The organism is Bradyrhizobium sp. UFLA05-112, assembly GCF_053572325.1.
The window spans coordinates 94,972-111,874 of record NZ_JBANBK010000006.1 but is presented as its reverse complement, the minus strand read 5'-3'; the positions used below and the strand labels follow the sequence as shown (position 1 = coordinate 111,874).

Annotated in this window: 18 protein-coding genes; 4 read left to right on the top strand and 14 right to left on the bottom strand. The window is 64.0% G+C overall.

What is annotated here, in order from left to right; all coding sequences use genetic code 11:
• Positions 1–14 precede the first annotated feature (14 nt).
• Genes SO180_RS05495 through soxX form a run of 5 tightly spaced genes read right to left on the bottom strand, consistent with a single transcriptional unit; the run spans position 15 to position 2,425 of the window.
• Positions 15–335, bottom strand: coding sequence for a hypothetical protein (locus SO180_RS05495; protein ID WP_449377800.1), 321 nt, complete (start codon positions 333–335; stop codon positions 15–17).
• Complete coding sequence (gene soxA / locus SO180_RS05490) at positions 332–1,195, bottom strand: sulfur oxidation c-type cytochrome SoxA (RefSeq protein WP_449377799.1); 864 nt, start codon at positions 1,193–1,195, stop codon at positions 332–334. Before soxA ends, SO180_RS05495 begins: the two co-directional genes overlap by 4 nt.
• On the bottom strand, positions 1,195–1,506 hold the full coding sequence (gene soxZ / locus SO180_RS05485) for a thiosulfate oxidation carrier complex protein SoxZ (RefSeq protein ID WP_449377798.1): 312 nt from the start codon (positions 1,504–1,506) through the stop codon (positions 1,195–1,197). The genes soxA and soxZ overlap by 1 nt, the downstream gene beginning before the upstream one ends.
• 12 nt (positions 1,507–1,518) lie before the next feature.
• Complete coding sequence (gene soxY, locus SO180_RS05480; RefSeq protein WP_449377797.1) at positions 1,519–2,019, bottom strand: thiosulfate oxidation carrier protein SoxY; 501 nt, start codon at positions 2,017–2,019, stop codon at positions 1,519–1,521.
• 49 nt (positions 2,020–2,068) lie between these two features.
• Positions 2,069–2,425: a sulfur oxidation c-type cytochrome SoxX gene (gene soxX / locus SO180_RS05475; protein ID WP_449377796.1), complete on the bottom strand. Its 357-nt coding sequence runs from the start codon at positions 2,423–2,425 to the stop codon at positions 2,069–2,071.
• 238 nt (positions 2,426–2,663) lie between these two features.
• Here soxX and SO180_RS05470 point away from each other — a divergent pair, with 238 nt between their 5' ends.
• The gene (locus SO180_RS05470; RefSeq protein WP_449377795.1) at positions 2,664–3,350 is read left to right on the top strand and encodes a DUF938 domain-containing protein; all 687 of its coding nucleotides are present in this window, start codon (positions 2,664–2,666) and stop codon (positions 3,348–3,350) included.
• A gap of 280 nt (positions 3,351–3,630) precedes the next feature.
• On the opposite strand, the gene SO180_RS05465 is transcribed toward SO180_RS05470, so the two are convergent.
• A complete protein-coding gene (locus SO180_RS05465; RefSeq protein ID WP_449377794.1) occupies positions 3,631–5,700 on the bottom strand; it encodes a prolyl oligopeptidase family serine peptidase in 2,070 nt (689 codons plus the stop codon).
• 202 nt (positions 5,701–5,902) lie between these two features.
• Between SO180_RS05465 and SO180_RS05460 the strand changes: the two genes are divergently transcribed.
• A complete protein-coding gene (locus SO180_RS05460; protein WP_449377793.1) occupies positions 5,903–7,147 on the top strand; it encodes an MFS transporter in 1,245 nt (414 codons plus the stop codon).
• A gap of 137 nt (positions 7,148–7,284) precedes the next feature.
• On the opposite strand, the gene SO180_RS05455 is transcribed toward SO180_RS05460, so the two are convergent.
• Positions 7,285–7,779, bottom strand: a complete 495-nt coding sequence (locus SO180_RS05455; RefSeq protein WP_449377792.1) for a VOC family protein — start codon at positions 7,777–7,779, stop codon at positions 7,285–7,287.
• 90 nt (positions 7,780–7,869) lie between these two features.
• Positions 7,870–8,415 carry a carboxymuconolactone decarboxylase family protein gene (locus SO180_RS05450; RefSeq protein WP_449377791.1) on the bottom strand — a complete coding sequence of 182 codons (546 nt, stop codon included), beginning with the start codon at positions 8,413–8,415 and terminating at the stop codon, positions 7,870–7,872.
• Between the two features lie 158 nt (positions 8,416–8,573).
• On the opposite strand from SO180_RS05450, the gene SO180_RS05445 reads away from it, so the two are divergent.
• Both SO180_RS05445 and SO180_RS05440 read left to right on the top strand, forming a co-directional pair.
• Entirely contained in the window at positions 8,574–9,788 is a 1,215-nt protein-coding gene (locus SO180_RS05445) for an acyl-CoA dehydrogenase family protein (RefSeq protein ID WP_449377790.1), read from the top strand.
• Between the two features lie 139 nt (positions 9,789–9,927).
• Positions 9,928–11,067 (top strand): acyl-CoA dehydrogenase family protein, encoded by a 1,140-nt coding sequence (locus tag SO180_RS05440; protein WP_449377789.1) that lies wholly within the window; start codon positions 9,928–9,930, stop codon positions 11,065–11,067.
• Between the two features lie 439 nt (positions 11,068–11,506).
• Here the strand turns inward: SO180_RS05440 and SO180_RS05435 are convergent, their stop codons facing one another.
• The 6 genes from SO180_RS05435 to SO180_RS05410 all read right to left on the bottom strand — a co-directional run bounded on the left by SO180_RS05435 (position 11,507) and on the right by SO180_RS05410 (position 16,890).
• Entirely contained in the window at positions 11,507–12,544 is a 1,038-nt protein-coding gene (locus SO180_RS05435; RefSeq protein WP_449377788.1) for an amino acid ABC transporter substrate-binding protein, read from the bottom strand.
• A gap of 109 nt (positions 12,545–12,653) precedes the next feature.
• Positions 12,654–13,247 (bottom strand): L,D-transpeptidase, encoded by a 594-nt coding sequence (locus tag SO180_RS05430; protein ID WP_449377787.1) that lies wholly within the window; start codon positions 13,245–13,247, stop codon positions 12,654–12,656.
• 196 nt (positions 13,248–13,443) lie between these two features.
• Positions 13,444–14,430, bottom strand: a complete 987-nt coding sequence (locus tag SO180_RS05425; RefSeq protein WP_449377786.1) for a hypothetical protein — start codon at positions 14,428–14,430, stop codon at positions 13,444–13,446.
• Between the two features lie 102 nt (positions 14,431–14,532).
• Positions 14,533–15,096 (bottom strand): thioredoxin family protein, encoded by a 564-nt coding sequence (locus tag SO180_RS05420; RefSeq protein WP_449377785.1) that lies wholly within the window; start codon positions 15,094–15,096, stop codon positions 14,533–14,535.
• A gap of 31 nt (positions 15,097–15,127) precedes the next feature.
• Positions 15,128–15,826 carry a cytochrome c biogenesis CcdA family protein gene (locus tag SO180_RS05415; protein ID WP_449377784.1) on the bottom strand — a complete coding sequence of 233 codons (699 nt, stop codon included), beginning with the start codon at positions 15,824–15,826 and terminating at the stop codon, positions 15,128–15,130.
• Positions 15,827–16,278: 452 nt separating this feature from the next.
• Complete coding sequence (locus SO180_RS05410) at positions 16,279–16,890, bottom strand: sigma-70 family RNA polymerase sigma factor (protein WP_449377783.1); 612 nt, start codon at positions 16,888–16,890, stop codon at positions 16,279–16,281.
• Positions 16,891–16,903: the final 13 nt, after the last annotated feature.

Genomic DNA, 16,903 nt, shown 5'->3' with positions numbered 1-16,903 from the left:
CCACGAGAGCCAGTCTAGCGGATTTCCATCGCCTTCCAGGCTTCTTTTTCCGACGTCGCCTGGAAGATCGAGGCCTTCGCCAGCGCTTCGGCCTCCTTGGCGGCGGCAACCGCACGGTCGAAATCGCCGCCATCGCCGGCCTTCTTCGCGGCGGCCAGAGCCGCAATGGTCGGCGTCCACTGGTTGCGCAAGCCGGCCGCTTCCTTGCTGGCGGCTTCCGCCGCAGCATAGGCCGCCTTGTAGTCGGCCTCGCTCGCCGCGCGCGCTGGCGCTGCGGCAGCCATCAGCAGCAACACGAGTGCGACTGATCGCATTCCGATCATCGACGGGGTCATGGCCGCGCTCCCGGGCCGGAGATCGGCAGGCCATTGGCGACGTAGGACAGGAAATATTCGACGTCGCGGTATTCGTCCGACTGCGGTTCCAGTGGAACCGCGCGGGTCTGGCTGTTGCAGGTGACGAAGCGGCGGCTGGTCGTGCCCATGCCGCTCCATTCCGAGCGGTAGATCGGCATCGCGTTCAAAATGCCAAGCGCCGGCGCCAGCACTTCCGCGCGGATGCGCTCGCCCGGGCTCTGCACATGGCAGCTCGCGCAGGAGAAGTTCATCTGCCCACGCCGCGTGTAGAAATAGCGCTTGCCGTTCTCAAAGGCCTCGAACGCGCGCGGATCGTCGGGAATCTTGATGTCCATCAGTTTGCCGCGCGAGGTGAAGGCCATGTAGGCGGTCAGCGAGGCCATCTCGTCCTTGACGTAGGAGTAGGGCGCCTCGCCATTGGCCTCGCGGCAGCGGTTGAGCGCGAGCTCGAGCGTGACGACCTTGCCTTCCTTCTGGTCGAAGTAAGGATAGTTCTGGCGGATGCCGATGCCGCCGTTCGGGAAGCAGTCGGCGTAGGTCTTGCCGTTCTTGAACGGGGTCGAAAACATCTCCTTGCCGGCATCGAGCGCGAACTCGTAAGGCGGGAATTCCTCCTTCTCCTGCCACTGCCGCTTCATGTCCTCGTTCATGGAATAAGGACCGTTGACGAAATCCTCGTGCTTCACGTTCGGAAATTTCTGGAAGAAGAAGTTCTGGAACGCCTTGGCATCGGTGGCCGGATCGATTTTGTCAGCGGCGATCACGCGCTGTGCGGTGAAGCCGAGCGCTGTGAGCGCGACGATCGCGGAGCCGAGCCAGATTGCGGAACGCGTCTTCATCACGAGATCTTCGCGGTGGTCGTATCCGACGCACCCTTGTTGTCGACCCAGCTGATCTTGAGGTCGTCGCCCTTCTTAGCCCCCTTGAAGCTGAACTTGACGTAGGGATCCTTGGAGACCGCAGGCCCCCAATCGGCGACGAACACGTCCTTGCCGTCGTGCGCGAATTTCAGTTCCTGGATGAAGTGCGCCGGGATCAGCTCGCCCTTCGAATCCTTGACGAAGCCGGAATCCATGGGGTGCTGGATCAGCGCCTGCACCTCGGTGATGTCGCCGTTGGCGGTGGCGCGTACGCGAATGGTGGATGCCATCGAACTTGTCTCCTAGCCGCCGCAGCCGCCGACGGTGACCTTGACCTCTTTGGTCGCGCTGAAGAGCTTGCCGTCGGCCTCGACGATCGCGACCACGTTGGTGGTCTTTGCCATCTTCAAACGGTTGGCGACGCTCGGGACCGTGCCGTCCGGAATCTTGTAGCTTGCGGCCAGCGCGTTCGGGTTCTCCGCGACGAGGAACGAGATCGAGGTCACCTTGTCGAGCGTCGTCGTCACCGAGATCGGCACCACGCCGCCGTTCTCGGCGATCTCGGGCGCATCCAGCTTGATCTTGTCGGACGGCTCGGCGGTCCTGCCGTAGAGCGCCTTGATCGCGTCGGCCTCGCTCTTCTGCTTGAATGCTTCTTCCGGATATTTGTCGTTGGCCGCGGCGCGCGCCGGCGAGCTCGCGAACGGCAGATTGCCCAGATTGCCGAGGCCGATCAGCGCAACGGAGGCCGCGCCCTGCAGGATCAGGCGCCGCGTCGCGAGAAGGCCGGTCGTTGCACTCATCTCAGTCTCCTGGTCGATCGCCTCAGCGATCCCTTGGGTATCGGCGCCGCTACAGAGTCTGGAGGAAATCAACGATCGCGTTGATCTCCTGTTCGGTCAAAATCCGGTTCCGTCCGAACGGCGGCATCATGGTCTGCGGATTGCGCTTGGCCTCGTCGAACAGGATCGCGAAGAGCTCGTTGCGATCGGGGTATTTTGTCTTGATGTCCTTCAGCTCGGGCCCGATCGTGCCGGGCAGGTCGCCGCCCCTGATCACGTGGCAGGTCAGGCAATTGCCCTTGCCGCGGTCGAAGGCGAGCTTTTGTCCCTCGCTGGCGGCGGATTGGGCGCGCGCGGGCCCTGCGACGACCGCGGCGAGGGCGGCCAGAATGAAGACCAGAGCGGGCTTCCGGGGAAAGGCGGTCAAGGCGTCGGTCCGAGGCGTTAGGTCGATGATCTCGTGTCGAAATATAGTGCTCAAAGCACAAAGGACCTCGCCTGACAATCGCGACTATGCAGGCCGCAAATTGGAGTTAATATCTTTCGCGTTGCAACCGAAGAGACTATCTGTTCGGCAGTTTCGGCTCTGACAGGCCAATGTTTTTGGGGCGTTTCGGCGTCCGGTGGCATTTTTATTTCGTTATCGTTTTTCCGGGGAGCCTCAATTGGCTGAATATGTCGTCGAATTTGGCAAGGACGGCGGACGGGTCGAGCCCGATGGACGGCTCGATGCGCCGGCGTTCCATCGCAATCACGAGCCGATCTGGGCAGCGCTGGAAAAGCATCTTGCTGGCCGCCGCGGCGATGTGGTCGAGGTCGGCAGTGGAACCGGCCAGCACGTGGTCCACTTCGCTCGCCATGCGCCCGATCTCGTCTGGTGGCCGAGCGACCTCAATCAGCGGCATCTGAAAAGCATCGAGGCCTGGCGCGTCCATTCCGGCCTGCCAAACATCCGTCCGCCGCTGCGGGTCGATCTGTCCGATCCGGACTGGTGCCCGGAGATGAAGAGCGGCGAGGGGCCCAAAGAAGGTCCGAAGGATCTCGCGGCGGTGTTCTGCGCCAACGTCATCCACATCGCACCGTGGAACGTCGCCGAGGGGCTGTTTGCCGGCGCCGGCCGCTATCTGCAGCCCGGCGGAACGCTGTTCCTCTACGGTCCCTTCAAGCGCGGCGGCAAGCACACCGCGCTCAGCAACGCGGTGTTCGACACCTCCTTGCGTGAAGGCAACGCGGAATGGGGCGTGCGCGACGTCGGCGACGTCGAGAAGCTCGCGCAGCACGCCGGCCTCCGCCTCGTCGATCTCATCGACATGCCCGCCAACAATCTCACCCTGGTGTTCGCGAAAGCCTGAGGCGCTGTCGACTAAGGTCTGGGCCACACGCCGCGAAGGAGATGTGCCCCCTCCCCCGCTTGCGGGGGAGGGTTGGGGAGAGGGTGCTTCCACAATCGAGAACCCCCAAGAGGAGAGAGCCCTCACCCGGCGTCGTAGCCGATGCAGCGCATCGGCGTCTCCTAAGAACGGCCGCCCAAGGCGGCCTATGCCGACCTCTCCCGCAAGCGGGAGAGGTGAAGAGAGCCCTTGGCTCGCGCTGATGTAATCAATCGGCCGTTCTGGTTAAGCCGCAACAGCGTCACGCCTCGCCGTCGCGCCAGCCGATCCTGCTCTTCAGGAATTCAAAGCCGAGCACCTGGAAGCCGGCGCGCTCCTTGTTGTCCTTGCCGTAGCCATGGCCGCCTGCGGCCGGCTCGTAGAACCAGGCCTCATATCCCATCGCCTGGAGCTTTGCCGCCATCTTGCGCGCGTGTCCGGGATGAACACGATCGTCCCGCCGCGTCGTGGCGATCAGAATCGGCGGATAGGGCTGGCCGGGCTTTGCGGCATGATAGGCCGAATAGGTCTTCAGCCAGTCCCAATCCTCGGGTTTATCAGGGTCGCCATATTCCGCGATCCAGCTCGCGCCCGCGAGCAGCTTTGTGTAGCGGCGCATGTCGATCAGCGGGATCGTGCAGAACAGCGCGCCGAAACGCTCAGGGTACCGTGTCAGCATGTTGGTGATGAGGATGCCGCCGTTCGAGCCGCCCTGCGCCGCGATGCGCTTGGCTTGCGTCACGCCACGCCGCACGAGATCGGCTGCGACCGCCGCGAAATCATCATGCGACAGCCGCTTGCCCGCCAGCCGTCCGGCATCGTGCCAGCGCGTGCCGAACTCGCCGCCGCCGCGCAAATTCGCCTGCACCGTGGTGCCGCCGCGCTCCAGCCACAGCCTGCCGAGCGCCGGATTGTAGTACGGCTTCACCGAGTGAGCGAAGCCGCCATAGGCGCTCATATAGACCGGCGCCGCGCCGGTCTCACCAGCGGGGCCGGTCTGCACATAGGGGATGCGCTCGCCGTCGATGGAGATGGCCTCGTGCTGCGTGACCACGAGACCGTCGGCAGTGAAGGTCTTCGGCGCCTGCTTGAGCACGGTCGGGCTGGCAACGCCGCGCTCGAGCAGCAGCAGCGACGGCGGCGTCAGCGGATCCTGGACGTTGGCGAGCAGGTCGCCATTGCTTCCGAACTCATGGTGGTCGAGGCGCCAGACGTCGACGACGCCGATCTCGGGAAGCCCGCGCAGCGTCTCGCGACTCCAGCCGCCGGGCGAGGGCGTGCAGATCTCATGGACCGGCCGCAACTCGTCGAGGATCGGAAGCACCAGCTTGCCGGCAGTCCAGAACAGTCCTTGCAACGCACGCCGCGGGCCGGGCACGAACAGGACGGTGAAATCGCGGTTGCCGGCGAGAAAGGCCGAGAGCGAGATGCCGAGCACGCTGTCCGCCGCGTACTCTCGCCCTGCAACGATCCATGGCCGCCGCAGCTTCATGGCGAACCAGTCGCCGTGCGCCTGCATCCACACACCGGTCGGCAGGTCGAGTTTTGTGAGCGCGCCGCCCGTGTCGCGGAGCCAGATCGCGAGATTGAAGAAGTCGACCTGATCGACGATCCAGGCGCGCGGCGCCGGTCCGGTGTCGTCGACGCCGCAATAGACCCGCATGCGGTCGGCGGTGGTCTCGAAGATCACCTGCGCCTGCTCGACCTGTTGGCCGCGCTGCCACAGGCGGATCGTTCTGGCATAGCCCGACGTCGTCGCCATGTCCGCGCCATAGGCGCTGGAGAGCAGCAGCGTATCGGCATCGAGCCAGTCGACGCTGCCCTTTGCTTCCGGCAGCACAAAACCATCGTCGACAAAGCTCCTCGTCGCGATGTCGAACTCGCGCATGGTGACGGCGTCGCTGCCGCCGCGCGACAGGTTCAGGATGACCCGCTGATGTCCTGGGCTCGACGTGATCCAGTTCAGAAGCCAGTCCTCGCCCTCGCTGGCGGCGAGCTGGTCGATGTCGAGCAAGGTCTCCCAGGCCGGCGAGGGTTTGCGAAATTCCGCGAGCGTGGTGCGCCGCCACAGGCCGCGCGGATTGGTTGCATCCTTCCAGAGATTGTAGAGATGGTCGCCGCGCCGGCCGACATAGGGAATATTGTCCGGCCGGTCGTAGATGCCAGCCAGAAGATCGCTGTCGCGCTTGAACGCCGGGCCGCCGAATGTCTCCAGCGTCAGGCGATTCTGCCGCTCGACGAAATCGAGCGCCCGATCGCCTTCGATGTCTTCCAGCCAGAGATAGGGATCGTCGTCAGGCGCGGACGGCGTGGGCCTGTCGTCAACGGGCATGATCCGAACTCCGAAAGCGAACTTGCAAAGGCGAATTTGCAAAGGCTGACTTGATCGAGCGCAAGGCTTTGATAGCGCGGCCTGCTAGGTGCTGTCCAATTGCACCCCCGGCATGGCCCGCGCCCGTTTGCGCCGGTTGTTCGTCCTGCCGCGCCCCTTCATAGTGCCGGGAATCAACAAGCGCCGCCGGGTGGGAATGCCGATGTCAGACGTGACTTTAGCCGACGAGATTGCCAATGACCGCGTACGCGCCAATGTGGTGCGCCTTGCGGCGGCGCAGGCGCTGACCGGCGCCAATTCGGCCGTGATCTTCGCTACCGGCTCGATCGTCGGCGCGACGCTGGCGCCTGACATGTCGCTGGCGACCGTGCCGCTGTCGATGTATGTCCTCGGCCTTGCCGCAGGCACGCTGCCGACCGGCGCGATCTCGCGGCGCTTCGGCCGCCGCATGGCCTTCATCATCGGTACGGCTTGCGGCACGCTCACCGGCCTCGTCGGCTCGTTCGCGATCCTCAATGGTTCGTTCGCGCTGTTTTGCGTCGCGACGTTTCTCGGTGGCCTCTACGGCTCGGTCGCGCAATCCTACCGCTTCGCCGCCGCCGACGGCGCCAGCGCGGCGTACCGGCCCAAGGCGGTGTCATGGGTGATGGCGGGCGGCGTGTTCGCCGGCGTGCTCGGTCCGCAGCTCGTGCAGTGGACCATGGACGTCTGGCCGCCCTATCTGTTCGCCTTCAGCTTCGTGGTGCAGGCGGCGGTGGCGCTGATCGCGATGGGCATCGTTGCCGGCGTCGACATGCCGAAGCCGGCGGCGGCCGATCTGCATGGTGGGCGGCCGCTGCTGCGCATCGTGCGGCAGCCGCGCTTCATCGCGGCGGCGCTGTGCGGCGTCATCGCCTATCCCATGATGAATCTGGTGATGACCTCGGCGCCGCTCGCCATGAAGCTCTGCGGCCTCAGCGTCAGTGATTCCAATTTCGGCATTCAATGGCACATCGTCGCCATGTACGGCCCGAGCTTCTTCACGGGCGCCCTGATCGCGCGCTTCGGCGCGCCGAAAATCGTCGCCGCCGGTCTCTTGCTGGAGGCGGGCGCCGCGGCGATCGGCCTCTCCGGCATCACCGCGATGCATTTCTGGGCCACACTGATTGTGCTCGGCGTGGGCTGGAATTTCGCCTTCATCGGCGCTTCCGCGCTGGTGCTGGAAACGCATCGCCCGAACGAGCGCAACAAGGTGCAGGCGTTCAACGATTTCCTGGTGTTCGGCATGATGGCGATCGGCTCGTTCTCATCGGGCCAGTTGCTCGCGAATTACGGCTGGTCGGCGGTGAACATGGTGGTGTTCCCGCCGGTGCTGCTCGGCCTCGCCGTGCTGTCGTTCGCGTCCTGGGCGCGCCGCCGCAAGGCGCGGCTGGAAGCTGCCATGGGCGAGTTTCCGGATGCGATTTGAGGTGGCTGCTGTTGAGTTCTTCCCGCAGCCTCAGAATCGTAGCGTGGGCAAAGGCGCAAAGCGCCGTGCCCGCCACTTGGCTCTCCGCTGCGTAACAAGAATTGGTGGGCACGCTTCGCTTTGCCCACCCTACGAAGTCACACCTCGCGCTGCTTCAGTAAATCCTCCAGATCCAGCCGACGCGTGAACATCGCGAGCTTGCCATCCGGGGTAAGCGGCCATTGCTCCTTCGGCCGGTCCCAATAGAGCTCGACGCCATTCTCGTCGGGATCGCGCAAATACAGCGCCTGGGACACGCCGTGGTCGCTCGCACCATCCAGCGTAATGCCGGCCGAGAGCACGCGATGCAGCGCATCGGCCAGCGCCGGCCGCGTCGGATAGAGGATCGCGGTGTGATAGAGTCCAGTCGTGCCAGGCGGCGGCGGCGAGCCGCCCTTGCTCTCCCAGGTGTTGAGGCCAATGTGGTGGTGATAGCCTCCGGCCGAGATGAAGGCCGCGCCGGAGCCCATGCGCTGCATCAGCTCAAAGCCGAGCACGCCGCAATAAAAGCCGAGCGCGCGGTCGAGATCGGCGACCTTCAGGTGAACATGGCCGATCCGGGTCCCGGGATTGACTGCTGGATTTTGCGACATGCTGCTGCTCCGTTTCTCCGCTCCACATAGGGGTTGCTGCGAGACAGTGGAACTGGCCTATCCAGAAACCCAGCGTTTCCGGATTGGCAATTAGCTCAGCTCGGACACCTCGCCCTCAGGCAGCTCGAACTCGAAACTGTTCAGCGTCATCGACACCAGCGTGTAGTAGCCGCACAGGCCGATCACCTCGACGAGCCCGCGCTCGCCAAGCAGCGCGACCGCCTCGTCATAGAGGCCCTTCGCCAGCCCATGAGCCTCGTGCAGCGACTTCGCGACGTCGTAGATCATCTTGCCCTTCGGATCGTCGAACTCCGGCGTGCGGCGGTCGCGGATCGCGTCGATAATCTCTATCTTCATCCCGCCCTGAAGCGCCAGGCGCTTGTGCGCATACCATTCGTAATGCGCGGTCCAGTGCCGCGCCGTCACGAGAATCGCAATCTCCGAGAGCTTTGCGGGAAAGACGGTGTTGAAGCGCATGACCTCGCCGAGCCGCGTCGCGTGGCGCGCCATCTCGGGGCTGTTGAGCCAGGCCATCATCGGCGCCGGCGGCTTGCCGCGTTTTCCGGCAATCGACTCGTCATAGGTCTGCCGCTGGTCGTCGCTCATTTCGCCAGGCGAAAGTAGTTTTAGGCGCATCGTCGTTTTTCCTGTCTTTTCAAGCTTCGCCGTGACGGCGAGTATAGCCCGATGACGAATAAGGTGAGTAGCCGTCGCACGCGGAATAGGTTGAATTCCGCGGTGCGATGGCCCAGAGTCATCAGCAACAAGCTGACCTTGATGGACGGAAACGACCCATGACTGACTCTAAAGCGCCGGATGCTGAATCAATCGAGCTCGAAACATTCCGCAACGAGACCCGCGCCTGGCTGGAAGCCAACTGCCCGCCGGAGATACGCAAGCCCGCAACGTCGGATGCCGACGTGTTCTGGGGCGGGCGCAACGCGAAGTTCTCGTCCGAGCCGCAGCGCGTCTGGTTCGAGCGCATGCGCGACAAGGGCTGGACCGTGCCGGACTGGCCGAAGGAATATGGCGGCGGGGGCTTAAGCGCTGCCGAGCACAAGGTGCTGCGAAGCGAGATGGCAAAGATCGGCGCGCGGCCGCCGCTGTCGAGCTTCGGCATCTGGATGCTCGGCCCGGCGCTGCTGAAATACGGCACCGAGGCGCAGAAGAAGGAGCATCTGCCGAAGATCGCGGCGGGCCTGATCCGCTGGTGCCAGGGTTACTCCGAGCCCAATGCCGGCTCCGATCTCGCTTCGCTGCAGACCCGCGCGGAGAGCGACGGCGACGATTTCGTCATCACCGGCCAGAAGATCTGGACGTCCTATGCGAACTACGCCGACTGGATCTTTTGCCTGGTGCGTACCGATCCAGCGGCGAAGAAGCATGACGGCATCAGCTTCATCCTGTTCGACATGACCTCGAAGGGCGTCTCGACCAAGCCGATTCTCTTGATCTCCGGCTATTCGCCGTTCTGCGAGACCTTCTTCGACAATGTCCGCGTGCCGAAATCGCACGTCGTCGGCAGCGTCAACCGCGGCTGGGACGTCGCAAAATATCTGCTCCAGCACGAGCGTGCGATGATCTCGGGCATGGGCGAGCGCGGCGTCGGCCGTCCGCTTGGCCAGATCGCAGCCGATTCCGTCGGCTCCGATGCGCTGGGGCGGCTCGGCGATGCGATGCTGCGCGGCCAGATCGCGAGCTTCGATGTCGATGAAGCGGCGCTTGCAGCCTGCGCGGAGCGTGCGGTCGACCTCGCCAAGGCCGGGCAGGCGCATCCGGCGTTCTCCTCCGCGATGAAATATTACGGTACCGAGCTCAACAAGCGCCGCTACGAGATCCTGATGTCGGCCGGGGGCGTCGACGCGCTGGAATGGGAGAGCGAGCGTTCAAAGCAGGGCGCCCGTCCGCGGGCCTGGCTGCGCACCAAGGCCAATTCGATCGAGGGCGGTACGTCCGAGGTGATGCTCGGCATCGTCGCAAAACGCATCCTCGATCTGCCGGGGGCTTAAGAGAAGTCCTCGTCCTGAGGAGCGGCCGCAAGGCCGCGTCTCGAAGGACGGCCTCATGGTTCGAGACGGCGCTGACGCGCCTCCTCACCATGACGATCAACACCGAATCCAGTCGAACAGCACTTTGTTGGAGCCCACCATGGCCCTCGTCCTCACCGAAGAACAATCGATGCTCCGCGACTCCGCGCGCGGGCTGATCAGCGACAAGGCGCCGGTGTCGCATTTGCGGCACTTGCGCGATAGCAAGGATCCGACCGGCTTCTCCAAGGAGCTCTGGCACTCCTTCGCCGAGATGGGCTTTTCCGGCCTCCTCGTGCCGGAAGAGTTCGGCGGCAGCGGGCTCGGCTGCGTCGAAGCCGGGATCGTCATGGAGGAGATTGGTCGCACGCTGATGCCGTCGCCGTTCCTCGCCACCAGCGTGGTCGCCGCGTCCGCGCTCACGCGGGGCGGCAATCCCGTACAGAAATCGGACTATTTGCCGAAGATTTCGAACGGCTCGCTGCTCGCCAGCCTCGCGATCGACGAGGGCGCCAAGCACCGGCCGCTCCAGACCAATCTGCAAGCCGTCCGCGCCGGCAACGGTTTCAAGCTCTCCGGCGCCAAGGCGCTGGTCGTCGACGGCCATGTCGCCGACCTCCTGATCGTCGCGGCGCGCACGGCGGGGTCCGCCGGCGAGCGCGAGGGGGTGACGCTGTTCCTGGTCAACCCTGCGGCGAAGGGTGTCGCCGTCGAGCGCACCATCATGGTCGACGCGCATAATGCGGCGCGCATCGAGTTCAACAATGTCGAGGTCAATGCCGACAGCGTGCTCGGCGAGGTCGATCAGGGCGCCGGCCTGCTCGACGGCGTGCTCGATATCGGCCGCGGCGCGGTCGCCTCGGAAATGGTGGGCCTGAGCGAAGAGGTGTTCGGCCGCACCGTCGAGTATCTGAAGCAGCGCAAGCAGTTCGGCAAGCTGATCGGCGAATTCCAGGCGCTGCAGCACCGCGCAGCCGAGCTCTATGTCGACATCGAGGTCACCCGCGCCGCCGTCATGAAGGCGATGCAGGCGCTCGATGCCGACGTCGCCAAGGCGGCCTCAGCCGTCGCGGTCGCCAAGGCGCGCGCCGGCACCACCGCGACGCGCGCGGTGCAGGAAGGCGTGCAGATGCATGGCGGCATGGGCATGACCGACCAGTTCGACATCGGCTTCTTCATGAAGCGCGCCCGGGTCTGCGAGGAATTGTTCGGCGACGCGAACTACCATGCCGAGCAGCTGGCACGGGCACGAGGGTATTGAGCTCTATCCCCTCATGGTGAGGAGGCGCGAAGCGCCGTCTCGAACCATGAGAGCCCGGCTCTCGCGTCTCGGCCTTCATCCTTCGAGACGCGCGTTCCGCGCTCCTCAGGATGAGGGGAGAGAGCGGCACTTGCGTTGAACGAAGGTAGGCGTCATCGCCCGGCTTGACCGGGCGATCCAGTACGCCGCGGCTTCTCCGCATACGTCTGACGCCTCTGGAATACTGGATCGCCCGCCCCAGTGCGCAATTGCGCACTGGGCGGGCGATGACACTTGTGCTTGTGGTGGGTGCGCGCCTCAAGCTCGTCATTGCGAGGAGCGAAGCGACGAAGCAATCCAGCCTGTCACCGTGGAAAGACTCTGGATTGCTTCGCGGAGCCTGTCATCGGGCCGCGCTTCGCGCGGACCCGGTGGCTCGCAATGACGGCACAGAGACCTCTCACCGCATCGGCGGCGCGTACTGCACACCGCCCGCGTTCCAGAGCTGGTTCATGCCGCGCGGGATCTTCAGCTTGGATTTCTCGCCGATATTGCGCTCGTACATCTCGCCGTAATTGCCGACGTGGCGGATGATGCGCACGGCCCAGTCCTTGGTCAGGCCGAGCTGCTCGCCGTAATTGCCTTCGGTGCCGACCAGGCGCATCACCTCGGGCTTCTTCGACTTCAGCGCTTCGTCGATGTTCTCCGAGGTGACCCCTAATTCCTCGGCGTTGATCATGGCGTAGAGCGTCCACTTCACGATCATCATCCAGTCGTCGTCGCGCTGGCGCACGACGGGTGCGAGCGGCTCCTTGGAGATCATGTCCGGCAGGATCAGGTGATCGCCGGGCTTGGACAGGTTGAGCCGCAGCGCGTAGAGCTGAGAGACGTCGGCGGTCAGCGTGTCGCACTTGCCGCTGTCGTAGGCCTTGACCACGTCCTCGAGCTTGTCGAACTTCACCTCTTCATATTTCATGTTGTTGGCGCGGAAGTAGTCGGCGAGGTTGAGCAGCGTCGTGGTACCCGACTGCACGCAGACCTTGCTGCCGTCGAGATCCAGCGCAGTCTCCTTGTTGCGCGAGCGCGGCAGCATGAATCCTTCGCCGTCGTAATAGGCGACCGCCGGGAAATAGAGGTCGTAGTCGAGCTCACGCGCCATGCTCCAGGTCGAGTTGCGCGAGAGGATGTCGACTTTTCGGCTCTGCAACTCCTTGAAGCGCTCGCTGGCGTCGAGCGGAATGAACTTGGCCTTGCTCGGATCGTTGAAGATGGCGGCCGCAACCGCGCGACAGAAATCGACGTCGAAACCGGTCCAGTTGCCCTTGTCGTCGGGAATCGAGAAGCCCGGCAGACCCTTGTTGACGCCACAGAAGACCTCGCCGCGCCGGACCGTGCGCTTCAACGTGCGGGTGTCGTACATCTCGTAGACAACGGCCAAAGCACCGACCAGGACGGCGACCGCGAGCCCGATCAGCAGGCCGCCTCGAAAACTGCGCATGATTTGTCTCTCTCGAAAAATCGGGAAAAGGAGTTTGGACGAAGGGGGACAGCATGATCCGGAAGAGTGCGAAGCGGTTTTCCAAAAAGATCATGCTCAACGATAACCCCTAGAGTTCGGGCTTCTGCCGGATCACCACCTTGGTCCCGACCGGGACGCGATCGTAGAGATCGGCGACGTCATTGTTGACGAGACGGAAGCAGCCCGACGACACCTTGGTGCCGATCGTATCAGGACGGTTGGTGCCATGGATGCGGTAGACGGTGGTGCCGAGATACATGGCTCGGGCCCCCAACGGATTGCCGGGGCCGCCGGCCATGAAGCGCGGCAGATAGGGCTGGCGCTGGATCATCTCGGGAGGCGGCGTCCAGTCCGGCCACTCCTTCTTGTTGGTGATGTTCACCAGCCCCTGCCACTGGAAGCCATCGCGGCCGACGCCGATGCCGTAGCGGATCGCGCGCCCGCCGGGCTGCACCAGATAGAGGTGACGCTCCGAGGTCGAGATGATGATGGTGCCCGGCGCTTCGGTCGTGCGGTAATACACGACCTGCTTCTGCCATTCCGGGTCGAGCTCGTAGCTGTCGTCCGCGATCAGGCCCGGCTCATCGCCGCGGTCGGGCTGCTGGGCGGAGGCGTAGGAGGTGGAGAGGATCAGGCCGAGCGTGGCGATGAACATCCCGGTCAGACGACGAAAATCCTTCATTTCAAGCTCTCCCCGCTGCCACAGCGTAAATCAATCGGACGCATCAAAACTCAGGGGCAGCTTCATGGCAAGTTAATGGCGCGCCCGACTGGTATGTCATTAGGATGCTTTGGTTTTTTGACATGTATCAATGCCACAAACCAAGGGGCATGGCGCGAAAAGCCGTGCTTGCCACATCCCCGTGGGGCGAGGCCTGCTAGATCCGGTTGTTCTCAGGCCCGATCCCGAGCCGCCGGACGATCTCAGTGCCCACGGCGCGCGCCTCTTGCCGCGAGCCGATGCGGGGGCTGCGAAATCTTTGTCCGGACCGCAATCTGATCACGACGATGCAGTGCTCGTCCTCGGATCGGCCGCGGCGCTCGACCGTGATCGCCTCGACGTCGCGGCCTTCGATATGGTCTGCGCGCAGGCTGCCATCGCCCGACAAGCGTTCAACGCGAATATCGCTTTGCCGGATGATCCAGAAGGCGCCGGTCACGAGATTGGCATATCTGTGAACGGCGAATGCGGCGATCGCGCCGATCGGCAGGAGCATGATGTCGATCAGGCCGGGCGGCAGGCCACGCCAGAGCTTGTAGGCGTAGGGAACGGCGGACAGTCCGACGACAATCAGTGCGACGATCCTGATATCCCTGCTGGAGAACGGCTCGACAGGCTCGCCGAGATGCATCTCGGGATTGGCGGCATCGAGCGGATTGACCGGCGCCTCGACATTGGGAACGCCGAATTGTTCGGCGATCCGGGCGACGGTGTCACGGACATGCGTGACGTCGGAGAGGGGCGGGGACGTCAGGCGCTCCCCCGACTTAAGCGTGAAGGCCAGATGGAAGCGCGTCGTGGAAGCCTTCCGTCCCTGGACCTGTCCCTGCACCTGCAGTTGCGAGATTTCATCTTTCGTGACGATCCTGGTGCGGAGCCGTCCGAACGGACGCTGCTGACCGATCAGGATTTCATTCGGCGTGATGATCCACACCACTGCCGGTGCAAGCATGACGCCGCCGATGAACGCCGCTCCGAGGAGCAGCGCAACCACGGAGATGATCAGTTCCAGGATATCGTGCGCGAACAGCCCTGGCGTGAAGCAAAGCGAAACGATTGCCGCAAAGCCGGCCACGACCAGCCGCTGCGCAATTGAGGAGCCTTCACGAAGGCGGATGTCGTCGCTGGTGGTCGCGTCGTCCATTTCGGGCGGTCGATTCCGTCAACGCGAAACTCCACGGACGCATCCGTGGAGTCAAGCAACAACGGCGGCATCCGAAACCAGACTAGTGATGCCCGCGCAGGCTCAGCTATTGGCATTGAGCAGGCGCGCGACCGTGCGGTCGATTGCGTCATAACTGCCTTCGCCTTCGTGCTGGAAGACGATCTTGCCGGACTGGTCGATGACGTATTGCGCCGGCCAATACTGGTTGCGGTAGGCATTCCAGGTCCGGGAATCGTTGTCCTGCGCCACCGGATAGGTGATGCCATGGCGCTTCAGGGCGGCCTGCACGTTTGAGGCCGAGCGCTCGAACGGGAATTCCGGCGTGTGCACGCCGACCACGACCAGGCCCTTGTCCCTGTATTTGGCGTAAAGCTCGGTGACATGCGGCAGCGTGTTGACGCAGTTGACGCAGCCATAGGTCCAGAAATCCACCAGCACGACCTTGCCGCGGAGATCGGCGAGGCTCAGCGGCTTCGAGTTGAACCAGTTGCTGATGCCGGTGAAGTCCGGTGCGGTGTTCTGGCTGGCGGCTGCGACCTTGATCTGCGCCGCGGGCGCGGCCTCGTCGCAGATGCCGGGAATGACGGCGCCGGTCACAGCGAAGCCGATCAATGCGGCGGAGACGGCGAGCAGTTTGAGAGTCATGAAAACGTCCTCCGGTGAAGATGAGGGATGGTCACAGGCCGATCTGGCCGGTGGGATAGAATCCGGTGAGCCACGCCACGATCAGCGTGTCGTATTGGAAGTAGGCGGCGAGCGCGAAGGCGATCACGACGACGCCAAATGCCTGCTGCAGGCGCGGCGAGATGCGCGCGACGCTGGCTACGCGCGTGGTGACGGCCTGTCCGCCATAGGCAATCGCGAGCATCGGCAGCGCTACGCCGACCGCGTAGGCGATCAGAAGCGTGCCGGCCCAGGCCAGGTTCTTCGAGGTCGCAACCAGCGTGAGGATCGAGCCGAGCACGGGACCCGCGCAAGGGGTCCAGACCAGGCCGAGCGTGGTGCCGAGCAGCAGCCCGCCAAGCGCGCCTTCGCGCTGCGCGTTCTGCGAGGCGCCCAAATCAAGCCAGCCATTCAGCCGGATCGACAGCCACTCGAACGGTGCCGGCCACAGCATCAACAGGCCGAAGCCGAGCAGGAGAACGGCGGCCGTCGAACGCAGTACGTTCGGGTCGAAATCGAACAAGCGCGTGATCGCGCCGAGCAGCAATGCGGTCGCGGAAAACGAAATGACGAAACCCAGTGCAATCATTGCGGGCCGCAAGTATCCGGCGCGGCCGATGGATGCGCCGAGCAGGATCGGCAGCACCGGCAGCGTGCAGGGCGCGGCGATGGTGAGGACGCCGGCAAGGACAGCAAAGATCAGGTCGAGCATCAGGGCACTCGTGGATGGGTCACGAGGCTATTCGGGATGAAGCCGCACGTCGTTACAGAGCGTCACGCGTTCGTGACGGGCCGCTGTGGCCGTCTGCTACGCTGCGTTCCGGGGAGGGCTGGGGAGAGGGATAGCCCCAGGCGGGGTCGGAGCTCGTGGCATCCCTCCCCCGCAAGGGGGGAGGGAATGAGAGACTTGGTGCCCGCCTCACTCAAGCGCGTCGCACCAGTGTCTCGTGATCACCCCCAAATAGAAAACGACCCGGAGGCGGGCACACCGTCCGGGTCGCTAGTGGTTCTTGGGAGGTTTAAGCAAAACCGTATGGGAGGTTTATAGGCAGGAAGTTTTTCCGCCTGATGTTGTGGTTCGTTTCAATTGTTTCGTCGGCGGTAACGCTTGCGTGTCCCGGGATGGGGCCGTGGAGGGTTCTATCCCTTTGAAATCACAAATCTTTAAGCGGCGAAGCGGTCGACGCCGGCAACCTTAAGCAAATCGGCGAGCTGCTTGCGGGCGTAGAACATCCGGGTCTTCACCGTGCTCTGGGGGATGCCGATGATCTGGCCGACCTCCTCCACCGATTTCTCGTGGTAGTAGACGAGGTTGATGATCTCACGGTGCGCCGGCGACAGCTTTGCCACGCAGGCGCGCAGGATCGCGCTGGTGTCGTTGCGGTCGAGTGCGGTTTCCGGGGTGTCGTGCTCGTCCGGGATCTGGCGCACGTCCTCCTGGTCGATGTCCTCGAAGCGGCGTTGGCGCATCGCGGTCAGCGCCTTGAAGCGGGCGATCGAGAGCAGCCAGGTCGAGACCTGCGAGCGGCCCTGGAATTGGCTGGCGGTCCGCCAGACGTCCAGGAAGACCTGGCTCACGAGGTCTTCGGCGGTGGTGGCGTCGCGCACGATGCGCAGGATGAAGCGGTACACCCGCACATTGTGACGGCAGTAAAGAATATGCATGGCCGTCCGATTGCCGTCCGCAATGCTCTCCAGAAGCATTTCGTCCGATGTCGCCTGAGCGGCAATGATGCCCTGGCTGGCCTGGGCGTTGATGGCGACGACGTTCTGCATGACTAGCTCCCCG

What these genes read in the sequence shown, in the direction of transcription:
- soxZ (WP_449377798.1), bottom strand. Translation starts at nt 1,506, where the DNA reads ATGGCATCCACCATTCGCGTACGCGCCACCGCCAACGGCGACATCACC.
- SO180_RS05435 (WP_449377788.1), bottom strand. Translation starts at nt 12,544, where the DNA reads ATGCGCAGTTTTCGAGGCGGCCTGCTGATCGGGCTCGCGGTCGCCGTC.
- SO180_RS05445 (WP_449377790.1), top strand. Translation starts at nt 8,574, where the DNA reads ATGACTGACTCTAAAGCGCCGGATGCTGAATCAATCGAGCTCGAAACA.
- SO180_RS05440 (WP_449377789.1), top strand. Translation starts at nt 9,928, where the DNA reads ATGGCCCTCGTCCTCACCGAAGAACAATCGATGCTCCGCGACTCCGCG.
- SO180_RS05420 (WP_449377785.1), bottom strand. Translation starts at nt 15,096, where the DNA reads ATGACTCTCAAACTGCTCGCCGTCTCCGCCGCATTGATCGGCTTCGCT.
- SO180_RS05460 (WP_449377793.1), top strand. Translation starts at nt 5,903, where the DNA reads ATGTCAGACGTGACTTTAGCCGACGAGATTGCCAATGACCGCGTACGC.
- SO180_RS05410 (WP_449377783.1), bottom strand. Translation starts at nt 16,890, where the DNA reads ATGCAGAACGTCGTCGCCATCAACGCCCAGGCCAGCCAGGGCATCATT.
- SO180_RS05465 (WP_449377794.1), bottom strand. Translation starts at nt 5,700, where the DNA reads ATGCCCGTTGACGACAGGCCCACGCCGTCCGCGCCTGACGACGATCCC.
- soxY (WP_449377797.1), bottom strand. Translation starts at nt 2,019, where the DNA reads ATGAGTGCAACGACCGGCCTTCTCGCGACGCGGCGCCTGATCCTGCAG.
- SO180_RS05425 (WP_449377786.1), bottom strand. Translation starts at nt 14,430, where the DNA reads ATGGACGACGCGACCACCAGCGACGACATCCGCCTTCGTGAAGGCTCC.
- SO180_RS05455 (WP_449377792.1), bottom strand. Translation starts at nt 7,779, where the DNA reads ATGTCGCAAAATCCAGCAGTCAATCCCGGGACCCGGATCGGCCATGTT.
- soxA (WP_449377799.1), bottom strand. Translation starts at nt 1,195, where the DNA reads ATGAAGACGCGTTCCGCAATCTGGCTCGGCTCCGCGATCGTCGCGCTC.
- SO180_RS05495 (WP_449377800.1), bottom strand. Translation starts at nt 335, where the DNA reads ATGACCCCGTCGATGATCGGAATGCGATCAGTCGCACTCGTGTTGCTG.
- SO180_RS05430 (WP_449377787.1), bottom strand. Translation starts at nt 13,247, where the DNA reads ATGAAGGATTTTCGTCGTCTGACCGGGATGTTCATCGCCACGCTCGGC.
- SO180_RS05450 (WP_449377791.1), bottom strand. Translation starts at nt 8,415, where the DNA reads ATGCGCCTAAAACTACTTTCGCCTGGCGAAATGAGCGACGACCAGCGG.
- SO180_RS05415 (WP_449377784.1), bottom strand. Translation starts at nt 15,826, where the DNA reads ATGCTCGACCTGATCTTTGCTGTCCTTGCCGGCGTCCTCACCATCGCC.